General features: G+C 66.0%; 8 protein-coding genes and 1 pseudogene. 3 read left to right on the top strand and 6 right to left on the bottom strand.

Annotation, left to right across the window (positions count from 1 at the left end; all coding sequences use genetic code 11):
- Window positions 1-208: 208 nt before the first annotated feature.
- Window positions 209-652, bottom strand: a complete 444-nt coding sequence (locus F0Q45_RS27955; protein ID WP_188113068.1) for a hypothetical protein — start codon at window positions 650-652, stop codon at window positions 209-211.
- A gap of 107 nt (window positions 653-759) precedes the next feature.
- Window positions 760-2,316: a dolichyl-phosphate-mannose--protein mannosyltransferase gene (locus F0Q45_RS21135; protein WP_149655802.1), complete on the bottom strand. Its 1,557-nt coding sequence runs from the start codon at window positions 2,314-2,316 to the stop codon at window positions 760-762.
- 24 nt (window positions 2,317-2,340) lie between these two features.
- Between F0Q45_RS21135 and rsmI the strand changes: the two genes are divergently transcribed.
- On the top strand, window positions 2,341-3,195 hold the full coding sequence (gene rsmI, locus F0Q45_RS21130) for a 16S rRNA (cytidine(1402)-2'-O)-methyltransferase (protein WP_149655801.1): 855 nt from the start codon (window positions 2,341-2,343) through the stop codon (window positions 3,193-3,195).
- A 12-nt stretch (window positions 3,196-3,207) separates the two neighbouring features.
- On the opposite strand, the gene F0Q45_RS21125 is transcribed toward rsmI, so the two are convergent.
- The 3 genes and pseudogenes from F0Q45_RS21125 to F0Q45_RS29520 form a co-directional block, all read right to left on the bottom strand.
- On the bottom strand, window positions 3,208-4,476 hold the full coding sequence (locus F0Q45_RS21125; RefSeq protein WP_149655800.1) for a hypothetical protein: 1,269 nt from the start codon (window positions 4,474-4,476) through the stop codon (window positions 3,208-3,210).
- 128 nt (window positions 4,477-4,604) lie between these two features.
- Window positions 4,605-5,858, bottom strand: coding sequence for an aminodeoxychorismate synthase component I (locus F0Q45_RS21120; protein WP_188113067.1), 1,254 nt, complete (start codon window positions 5,856-5,858; stop codon window positions 4,605-4,607).
- Between the two features lie 56 nt (window positions 5,859-5,914).
- Window positions 5,915-6,091: pseudogene (locus F0Q45_RS29520) on the bottom strand (FAD-dependent oxidoreductase); the annotation flags it as partial.
- Here F0Q45_RS29520 and F0Q45_RS29515 point away from each other — a divergent pair.
- Both F0Q45_RS29515 and F0Q45_RS21110 read left to right on the top strand, forming a co-directional pair.
- On the top strand, window positions 6,044-6,169 hold the full coding sequence (locus F0Q45_RS29515; RefSeq protein WP_262491093.1) for a hypothetical protein: 126 nt from the start codon (window positions 6,044-6,046) through the stop codon (window positions 6,167-6,169). The pseudogene F0Q45_RS29520 and the gene F0Q45_RS29515 overlap by 48 nt on opposite strands.
- Window positions 6,170-6,755: 586 nt before the next feature.
- Window positions 6,756-8,420 carry a hypothetical protein gene (locus tag F0Q45_RS21110; RefSeq protein ID WP_149655803.1) on the top strand — a complete coding sequence of 555 codons (1,665 nt, stop codon included), beginning with the start codon at window positions 6,756-6,758 and terminating at the stop codon, window positions 8,418-8,420.
- Between the two features lie 96 nt (window positions 8,421-8,516).
- Here the strand turns inward: F0Q45_RS21110 and metG are convergent.
- A partial coding sequence (metG, locus tag F0Q45_RS21105) for a methionine--tRNA ligase (RefSeq protein WP_149655798.1) occupies window positions 8,517-10,030 on the bottom strand: 1,514 nt, incomplete at its 5' end.

Here is a 10,030-nt window from a genome sequence, read left to right as displayed (position 1 = left end):
GTCCTCCCAGCCCATGTCGAGGTAGGCCACGAGGTTGCTGTCGGTGACTCGGATTTGTGTGGCGGGCTTGGGCAGTCGGGCGTCGAACAGTACGAGTCGCAGCCAGGTTTCTTTCGGCGACTGCGTGCCGCTATCCATCAGCGACAAGGCTTGTCGGCAGTCGCGGATGCCCCTGGCTCCTCGGTACCGGTCCATCAATGGCGTGACATCACTGGCGTCGAGGCCGGTCGCGGCGCAGAGGGCGTCGAGATGGAGCAACGGCCATGCCGCGCGGCAAATGCCGGCCTAGATCGAATGCCGTGCGTGCGGGATTCGTCACGCTCAGGCCGGCCAGTTCGACGACGTCGTCGGCCCTGAACCGTTCCCGGCGAACGATGACGCCCGGCGGTGGATGGTGAAACGGCCCTAGCAGCTCGACTGGTGTGAAGTCGTCAACCCACTTAGCTCCATGCAGCGCGGCCGCTGCACGACCGGCGATCACGCCTCTGCGTCCGGACCACAACCACGCCGCGTAGATGTCGTCCCGCAACGTTCGAGGTGAGTCTTTGGGCAAATAGACGCCGCTGTGGATACGACGGTAGTTCCATCGCAGTTGGCCGCGGGTGAGGGCGCCAGCAGTTATCGCTTCGCTTCCGAGAAAGACCCTCGCCACGCGCCGATGATGCGCTAGGCGACCGACATCGTCATCGAGATTGCCGCCATGGTCGTGGTTGGTAGCGCAACCACAGCCCTCACGGCAATCTCGACTCGGGCCAAGCATCACCGCCAGCTGGGCAGCCAAATCTCCATGTTCCAGGTCTGCTGCGAGATCGGCAGGCCGGTCAGTATCGGGAACAGCCAGGCGAAGTTCGTCACCACCAGAGCCACATAGCAGCACACAACGATCAGGCCCAACGTGCGCCGCTCCGCATTCTGACCCGGGTGATACAGGACGTCGCCGAGGATTAAGGCAATGGCCATGACCAGAAACGGCGCCATCGTCGCCGCATAGAAGAAATACATTTGCCGGTCGATGTCGGCGAACCAGGGCAACCAGCCCGCGCAATAGCCGACCAAGACCGCCGCGTACCGCCAGTCCCGCCGGACAAACGTGCGCCAGCCCGTGTACCCCAAAACCGGCACCGCCAGCCACCACATTGCCGGGGTGCCGACCAGCATGACGGCCTTGACGCAGGACTGCGCGCCGCAGCCGGGCACATCCTGCTGGTCGATCGCATAGAGCACCGGCCGCAGCGACATCGGCCAGGCCCACGGTTTGGACTCCCACGGATGATGGTTGCCCGCCGAATTTGTCAGCGTGGCGTGGAAGTGGAAAGCCTTGGCGGTGTAGTACCACAGTGAGCGAATGGCGTCGGGCAGCGGTATGACGCTGTGCGGGCCGATCGTCTGGCCCACCTGATGCCGGTCGATCGCCGTCTCGGAGGCGAACCACCCCGAATAGCTGGCCAGATACACCGCGAACGGAATAACCGCCAGCGCGTAGCCGCTAGGAAAGAGGTCACGCCGCAATGTCCCCAACCACGGTCGCGGCACCTGGTATTGGCGCCGGGCCGCCACGTCGAACGCCAACGACATCGCGCCGAAGAAGGCGACAAAGTACAGGCCGGACCATTTTGTCCCGAAGGCCAAGCCGAGCAGCACGCCGGCGCCGAACCGCCACCAGCGCACCCCCAACCGCGGGCCCCACGCCGTCTCGCCGATTCGGTTCTCCTGCAGGGCGACTTGCATCCGTTGGCGCACCTGATCCCGGTCAACGATGAGGGCGCCGAACGCCGCGACCACAAAGAACGTCAAGAACCCGTCCAGCAGCGCGGTCCGCGCGGCCACAAAGCTCACCCCGTCGCAGCTCAGCAGCACCCCAGCGATGCCCCCGACCAGGGTCGACCGGGTGATCCGCCGCACGATCCGCGTCACCAGCATCACCAGGATCACGCCCAATAGCGCGCCGCTGAACCGCCACCCAAACCCGCTGTAACCGAATAGGGCTTCGCCGATTGCGATCATCTGCTTGCCGACCGGTGGATGGACAACCAGACCGAACCCGGGGTTGTCTTCGACGCCGTGGTTGTTCAGCACCTGCCAGGCCTGAGGGGCGTAGTGCTTCTCATCGAAGATCGGCGTGCCGGCATCAGTGGGCGAGCCAAGGTTCACGAACCGTGTCACCGCGGCCAGCAGCGTGATCACGGCCGTCACAAGCCAGCCGCACATCCGGTCCATTGGCCCGAAATCCGCTACCGGTGCCCGCAGCCCAGGGCTGATGACGGGTGCCGCACGCCCCTCGGCGACGAGATTGGTTTCTTGGGGAGGGGCGGACATCAGCTCGATCGTAGGCTGTCCGACATGACTTCTGGCCGCCTACTGCTCGGCGGAACCCCGTTGGGCCGGCCCTCGGACGCATCGCCACGCCTGCTCGACGCATTGGCCAGCGCCGATGTGGTGGCCGCCGAAGACACTCGCCGGGTGCGGACCTTGGCCAAAGCACTCGACATCCAGATCAAGGGCCGGGTGGTGAGCCTTTTCGACCGTGTCGAGGCGTTACGGGTGAGGTCATTGGTCGACGCGATGGAGTCCGGCGCGACGGTGCTGGTGGTCAGCGACGCCGGACTGCCGGTGATCAACGATCCCGGTTATCGGCTGGTCGTGGCCTGCGTCGATGCCGGGATTTCGGTGACCTGCTTACCAGGGCCGTCGGCGGTCACGACGGCGCTAGTGGTGTCCGGTCTACCGTCGGACAAGTTCTGCTTCGAGGGTTTCGCTCCGCGCAAGGGCTCGGCACGCCGGACGTGGCTGGCCTCGCTGGCCGAAGAGCAGCGCACCTGCGTGTTCTTCGAATCCCCGCGCCGGCTGGCCGCGTGCCTGCGTGATGCCGTAGAACAGCTCGGGGGCGCACGTCCGGCCGCCGTCTGCCGCGAGCTGACCAAGGTGCACGAGGAGGTGGTGCGCGGCTCGCTCGAGGAGTTGGCGGCGTGGGCGGCCAACGGCGTGCTCGGCGAGATTACCGTGGTACTCGGCGGTGCGACGCCCTATTTGGACCTGCAGGTTCTGGTCGAGGAGGTCCAGAAACTGGTCGCGGCGGGCATTCGGGTCAAGGACGCCTGTAGCGAGGTCACCGCGGGGCATCAGGGTGTACGCTCACGCCAGCTCTACGATGCGGTCCTACTCACCCGCCGCGACACGGAGGGGCCCCAGGAGTAAGTTCTCCGCTGGTCAGGGCGTGCATACCCCGATCGGCCCGAAGCTCGGCGTGCAGAGCTGCGGATGCGGCAGGGCCGGCAGGGCCGGCAGGGCCGGCAGCGGCGGCAGGGCCGGCGCCGGCAACGCCGGCAGCCCACCCGGCAACGCCGGTAGCCCCCCGGGCGCAGCGGCTGCCAGCGCTGGCAGCACTGCAGCCACCGCCGCGGGATCTACGCCTGGCAGACCTGCTGACAGCGCCGGCAGGGCCGCAGCCAGCATGGCAGGATCTACACCCGGCACCGCCGGCAGACCTAATGGCAGGTTTGGGAGCGCAGCCTGCAGCGCCGGCAATGCGGCCGCCAGTTGCGGTAGACCGCCAGCCGCGAGCGCCATCAGATCGGTCGGCGAGATGCCTGGCAGACCCGGGAGGCCATTTGCCGCCATGGCCAGCAGAGCCGTGGGAGACACACCGGGCAGGCTCGGCAAACTCACACCCGGCAAGCCGCCTGCTGATGCCAGCGCGATCAAGCCTGCGGGCGATACCCCGGGCAGCGCCGCCAGTCCCGGCAGACTCAACGCCGGCAAAGCTGCGGCCGCCGCGGCCGCCGCGGGCGCCGCCGAGGGCAGCAGTATGGAGCCTACGGTGTTCAGCGCTGCGCTAGCCTGCGGCAGGATGCCGGAGGACTGCAACGCGTTGTAGGCCAGCACCACGTAAGTGACGGCCAGCGCACTTGTGCTGACTACGCCCGCGGCTGTGTTGCCGACGCCCAAGACGCCATTGACGATCGAGGTGGCGGCGTTCACCCCGCTGGGCACGTAGGCCAGCCCGGTGACGTCCGGTAGACCCGGGATGCCGAGGCCGGGGATCCCGAGGCCGGGGATTCCGACGCCAGGGATTCCGATGTCAGGCACGCCGGGCGCTAGAGGTAGTGCGGCGGCGTTCGGAAGGGGGGGTGCGACGGGCAACGCTGCCGGGCCCAAGTCCGTTACGGCAGGCGTTCCCGGGCCCAGTGGCGTCAACACTCCGGGCACCGCGCGCGCCGCCTCCGGCGCGGCGGCTGGCATCGCTAGACCCGGCAGCGCGTCGGTCGGTTGCTGGACGGGCTCCGGGGCTGGCTGGGCCGCCTGGGCCGGCTGAGTGGTGCTGGGCATAAGGACCGAAGCCAGCCGATCGCATTGCTGGCCTGCGGCACAGGTCCCTTGGTTGGGTGTGTGCATCGGCCCGGACATCGTCAGCGGCGCAACCGCCAGCGTTCCCCCCACCATGGCTGCGGCCGCCACGCCAACGACACCGACTCGCATGTGTGACCCCTCTCGCCTTTGACCTCGCGGTCCACGCGGGTCAATGGTTAGGAGCTTAGGCGCCGCCGACCCGTCGCGTGGGCGTTACGCGAAATTGCATCGCCACTGCGTAATCGTGGGTTTGCTGGCTAGCCCACCCGAGTGGCGGCCGCCGGGACCGCTAGCCCAACGATAGGCGCGGCTTTATGCAGGCATTCTTCCCATTCGGCGACAGGATCGGAATCCGCTGTGATCCCGCCGCCGACGCCCAGCACGGCGTTGCCCGCCGTGTCGAATTCGACAGTGCGGATCGCGACGTTGAGTTCGCAACCGGCAATTGGAGAAGCTAGACCTATTGTTCCACAATAGATTCCGCGACCGCGGCGCTCCCATTGCGAAATCAGTTGGCGGGCACGAAGTTTGGGTGTCCCAGTAACCGAGGCCGGCGGGAAGGTGGCGTCCAACAGGGCCGTCGTCGGCAACTCGACGGGAACCTGGGCCGACACCGTGGATACAAGATGCCACACACCCGGTGCGCGGCGCACTACCAGCAGCTCCGGCACGGTGACGGTGCCGGTCATGGCCACTCGGCCAAGGTCATTGCGGACCAGATCGACAATCATGATGTTTTCGGCCACCTCTTTGGGTGACGCGCGCAGCGCCGACGGCCAAGCATCCAGCGGGAGCGTGCCCTTGATCGGACTCGACACCACGACGGCACCGCGGCGCGCCAGAAAGAGCTCTGGGGATAGCGACGCCACCGCGCCCCACTGGCCGGCAACATAGGCTGCCCGCGTGGGGGAGGTGCGGGCAACGCCGTCGATGAAGAAATCCAGTGGGGATCCGGTGACTGCGCCGATGAACTGTGTGCACACACACGCCTGATAGACCTCGCCGGCAGCGATCGCCTCCAGGCAGGCCAGCACCGCGTCGCGGTGTGCGGACTGATGGGGTGTCTGCCAGTCGATTCGGCACGTGGATGCCGGCCTGGGGGTGGGTAGGGGTCCGGCCAACGCGGTAGCCAGCCAGTCCGCCATGGGCGCACCGGTGAGGCTCTCATACCACCACTGGCCGTCACGGTCTCTGCGCAGCACGCAATCGGTCCAGCCACCGGCGGCGTTGGGGATTCGGCGGGGCTGCCCATCGGCGCCGAGATCCGGGTAGGAGAGGTAGCCGACCCAGCCGCCGCCCACCGCCTCCGCGCCCACCCCGACCGGTCCTGAGAACGCGTCGAGATCGCATACCGGTTGCACCGACACGCTCGGTGCGATCACCGCCAGCGCGCCAAACCATTCACCTGTCAAGGCAGCCGGCGACGGCAGGCCGAGTCGACCGGTCGCACGGCCGACAGCGCGCAACACCTGTGGCGCACTGCCCAGATCGCCGAGCCGGTCGATTCGCACCGACCTAGCTTGACAGAACAGTGGCTATCCGCGCGCCGAGGCAAGCAAGATCGCCGGATGCCCTCACCGAGTAGAGAGCCGTACTCGACGGCGGCGGTGCCACTGCCGGCGGCCACCTGGTGCAACCGAATTCGTTCGACGAAGACCGGACGTGAGTTCACCACCGTGATATCGACGTTTCCGTTTTGGCGCAGGTGGTTGGCGGCCACGGTGCCGGCGTAGCCGCCGCCGATTACGACGACATGATGGCGTTGGCCGATGATCTGGGTCATGGAATCCCTCTGGCTTGGTACGGGTCGGGTGTCTGGTAGACACCGCGGAGGTGGAAGGATGGGACAAACCCAGGTCGAATTGTGATCTGCTGCACTGTCGAGTGAGCCTGGCCGGGTACGGATTCATCGATCCGCCGGCGGGCCGTGGTGCAGGTAGGCGCTGCCACATGCTTCCCATGCACTGCACGCGGCAGCTCGGCCAAATGGGTGATCGTGATAGGCTCGCGCACGAAAAATGCTCCGGGACATCTCGGTAAATCCGGCAACAGGGCGGCGCCAGGGCTCCTCGACGCGCATCGGCGGGCATTCGACAAAGCGGCTCTGGAAAGTGCTATAGACAATCCGTCAACTGGATTAGTCGCTCATAATTGGGCGGTCGCCCTAATTCGACACGCGCACAAACCGGAGGACCCCGTTGCCGCGCAGCTTGGACTTCGTCGTCACCTCGGTAGCGACGCAGCTGATGGAGGCGCCCCGTCCCGGGCAACGCCATGGGGGCGTTGCTGTCCGCTCGCTGGATGCCGATGCCGTTCCTCGCCGGCCGCGAGGCACTGATGTTCGGTGCGATCTAGCTCATGTGTGAGAATGGTTGGAAACAATTAGCAAGAACATACTGATCGTTGTCATGTGCGCGGCCTTGCTTGGCGGGGTGGTGAGCGGATGCAGCAGCGACCAAAACCACAACAGTCCACTGACCGCGATGGCGAGTCCGGCCATCCCGTCGACGGCGCAGGAGATACCCAACCCGCTGCGCGGCCAGTACGAAGACATGTTGGAACCGCTTTTCCCGCAACGCGATCCGGCTCAACAGAGGTATCCTGCGTGGCCGGCGTCGTACGACGCCAGCGTGCGGGTCTCGTGGCGTCAGTTGCAGCCGACCGACCCGGCCACCTTGCCGCCGGACGCTTCCGACGAACTCAAGTACGACTTCAGCGTGATCGACGACGCGCTCAGCCGGCTGGGCGAGCGGCGGATGCGGCTGACCCTTCGGGTGTACTCCTACAACTCCTGCTGCAACGCAACGTATCCGGACAACACCAATATCGCGATTCCTGACTGGGAGCGCGCTCGTCCGGGCAGCAACACCACCTATCCCGGTCGGCCCACTGGTCCCGCGGCGGGAGTGTTGCAGGTAGTGCCGAACTTCAACGATCCGACCTATTTGAACGACTTCGGGCAGCTGCTGGCGGCACTCGGGCGCCGCTACGATGGCGACGAGCGGCTCAGCGTTTTCGAGTTCTCCGGGTATGGGGACTTCAGCGAGAACCACATCGTCTACCTGCGCGACTCGCTCGGCGCACCCGGTCCCGGACCCGATGAAAGCGTTGCCGCACTGGGCTATTACAGCCAGTTTCGGGATCAGAACGTCACCAAGGCGTCTGTTCAGCGACTGGTCGAGGCCAACGTCAGCGCCTTTCCCCGCACTCAACTGGTGACCAGCCCGGCGAACCCGGAAATCGCCCGGGAATTGCTCGCCGAGGACATCACGAAGAAACTCGCCGCGCCGGTGGGCATCCGCTCCGATTGCCTGGGTGTCTCTGCCCCCATGCCGGCGTGGGCCGAAGGTAGCGGTGCCCACTACGTGCAGGTCAACGATCCGGTCGTCGCCGCGCTGCGCCAGCGGCTATCGGCGGCTCCGGTGATCACCGAATGGTGCCAACTGCCCAGTGGAACTGCGCCCCAGGCCTACTACGAGAGGGGCCTGCGCGACGTGATGAAGTACCACGTCGCGATGACGTCGAGCATCAACTTCCCTGACGAGAACACGACCTCACCGATGGACCCCAAGTTGTATGCGCTGTGGTCGCAAGCCAACGCCACTGCCGGTTATCGGTACTCGGTCGAAGCCAAGCCCGGATCCCAGGGGCTTCGTGATGGCAAAGTGGCAACGATATCCGTCGTCTGGACCAACTATGGCTCGGCCGCCGCCACCGAGAAGTGGGTGCCCAGCTATCGGCTGGTGGATTTCGCGGGCCAAACAATACGGACGTTGCCGGCAAACGTGGATCTCAAGTCGCTCGTTCCCGAGGCCCCCGGCGACCGCACCGCCCAGCAGCCGATCGCGGTGTCGGCAAGCGAGACTGTCGGCGTCGATTTGGTCGGCTTGCCGGCAGGCCACTACACGCTGCGGGCGTCGGTCGACTGGCAACAGCACAAGCCGAACGGGTCCCATGTGGTGAACTACCCGCCCATGCAACTGGCCCGCGACGGCCGCGACGACTCCGGCTTCTATCCGATCGCGACATTGGACATCCCGCGCGGCATGCCGACCGCGGGCGACGGCGACTGATCGGAACCGCCTGGCGGATAGCGCGGCCTGGGTGCAACGTCGCAGGTCGACGCGGCCCTGCTAGCCGGCTCGCGGAGGGCGCAACCCTTGGCGGTGTCACTGCACGTGCGGAACAGGCTGGTGACGTGGGAATACGCCGGTGGGCGCGGGCAGCTGGGTGCCCGGCGCGAGCCTGGTGTCGATGGCGCTGAACGCTCGCTGGTCTTCGGCCTGACCAAGTAGGTCCAGCATCATGGCCGCCGACTCCGGCATGACCGGCTGAACCAGCAGCGCTGCGATGCGTACCACTTCGCAAGTCGTATAGAGCGTGGTGCGGAATCTGGTCTGATCCGCCTCGGCCGCACTTTTCCGCAATACCCATGGTTGCTGGGCTGAGAAGTACTTGTTGGCGCCGCCGAGCAGCAGCCAGATTGCCTCCAGGCCCAGATGCAATTCCTGATTGTCGAAGTGGGCGCGTACCCGTTCCACCAGGCCGTCGGCCGTCGCCAGCAACTCGCAATCGGCATCGCAGAGCTCGCCGGGTTGGGGCACCACCCCGTCCAGGTTCTTGGCCACCATCGACAACGAGCGCTGGGCCAAGTTGCCGAGCTCGTTGGCCAGGTCTGCGTTGATCCGGGTGATGATGGCTTCTTCGCTGTAGCTGCCGTCCTGGCCGAACGGCACCTCGCGCAACAGGAAGTAGCGCACTTGGTCCACGCCAAACTTCTCGACCAATTCCACCGGGTCGATGACGTTGCCCACCGACTTGCTCATTTTCTCGCCGCGGTTGAGTAGAAAACCGTGTGCGAAAACCTTTCGGGGCAGCTCGATTCCGGCTGACATCAGAAACGCCGGCCAGTACACAGCGTGAAACCGGATGATGTCCTTGCCGATCATGTGCAGGTCCGCGGGCCAGTAACGGCGAAACAACTCCGAGTTGGTATCGGGATAGCCGGCCCCAGTCAAATAGTTGGTCAGCGCATCGACCCAGACGTACATGACGTGGTCGGGATGATCGGGCACCGGGACGCCCCAGTCGAACGACGTGCGGGATATCGACAGATCACGCAGCCCGCCGGAGACGAAGCTGACCACTTCGTTGCGCCGTACCTCGGGCGCAATGAAGTCCGGGTTGGCCGCATAGTGGGCCAGCAGCTTGTCGGCATATTCCGAGAGCCGAAAGAAATAGGTCTGCTCCTCGGTCCAGGACACTGGCGTGCCCGTTTCGGTGGCCACCCGAGTGCCATCGTCAAGCAATCCGGTCTCCGCTTCGACGAAGAACCGTTCGTCGCGCACCGAGTACCACCCGGAGTAGGTGTCCAGGTAAATGTCGCCGGCCGCCTCCATTCGCCGCCAGATGGCCTTGGAGGCCTCGTAGTGGTCGGGATCGGTGGTGCGGATGAACCGGTCGAAAGAGATGTTCAGCCGTTGCTGCAGCCGCTGGAACACGTCTGAGTTGCGCCTCGCCAGCGCGGCGGTGGGCAGCCCTTCGGCGGCCGCGGCCTGCGCCACCTTGAGACCGTGCTCGTCGGTCCCGGTCAAGAAACGCACGTCGAAGCCGTCCAGCCGCTTGAACCGGGCGATCGCGTCGGTGGCGATGTACTCATAGGCGTGGCCCAAGTGCGGCGCGG

This window comes from Mycobacterium simiae, assembly GCF_008370645.1.
Taxonomy (GTDB): domain Bacteria; phylum Actinomycetota; class Actinomycetes; order Mycobacteriales; family Mycobacteriaceae; genus Mycobacterium; species Mycobacterium simiae_A.
The sequence above is the reverse complement of the archived record's forward strand: the minus strand, read 5'-3'. Positions and strand labels throughout refer to the sequence as shown.

Bases quoted from the DNA above. Each gene is read 5' to 3' on its own strand.
- F0Q45_RS21135 (WP_149655802.1), bottom strand. From the start codon at position 2,316: ATGTCCGCCCCTCCCCAAGAAACCAATCTCGTCGCCGAGGGGCGTGCG.
- rsmI (WP_149655801.1), top strand. From the start codon at position 2,341: ATGACTTCTGGCCGCCTACTGCTCGGCGGAACCCCGTTGGGCCGGCCC.
- F0Q45_RS21125 (WP_149655800.1), bottom strand. From the start codon at position 4,476: ATGCGAGTCGGTGTCGTTGGCGTGGCGGCCGCAGCCATGGTGGGGGGA.
- F0Q45_RS21110 (WP_149655803.1), top strand. From the start codon at position 6,756: ATGTGCGCGGCCTTGCTTGGCGGGGTGGTGAGCGGATGCAGCAGCGAC.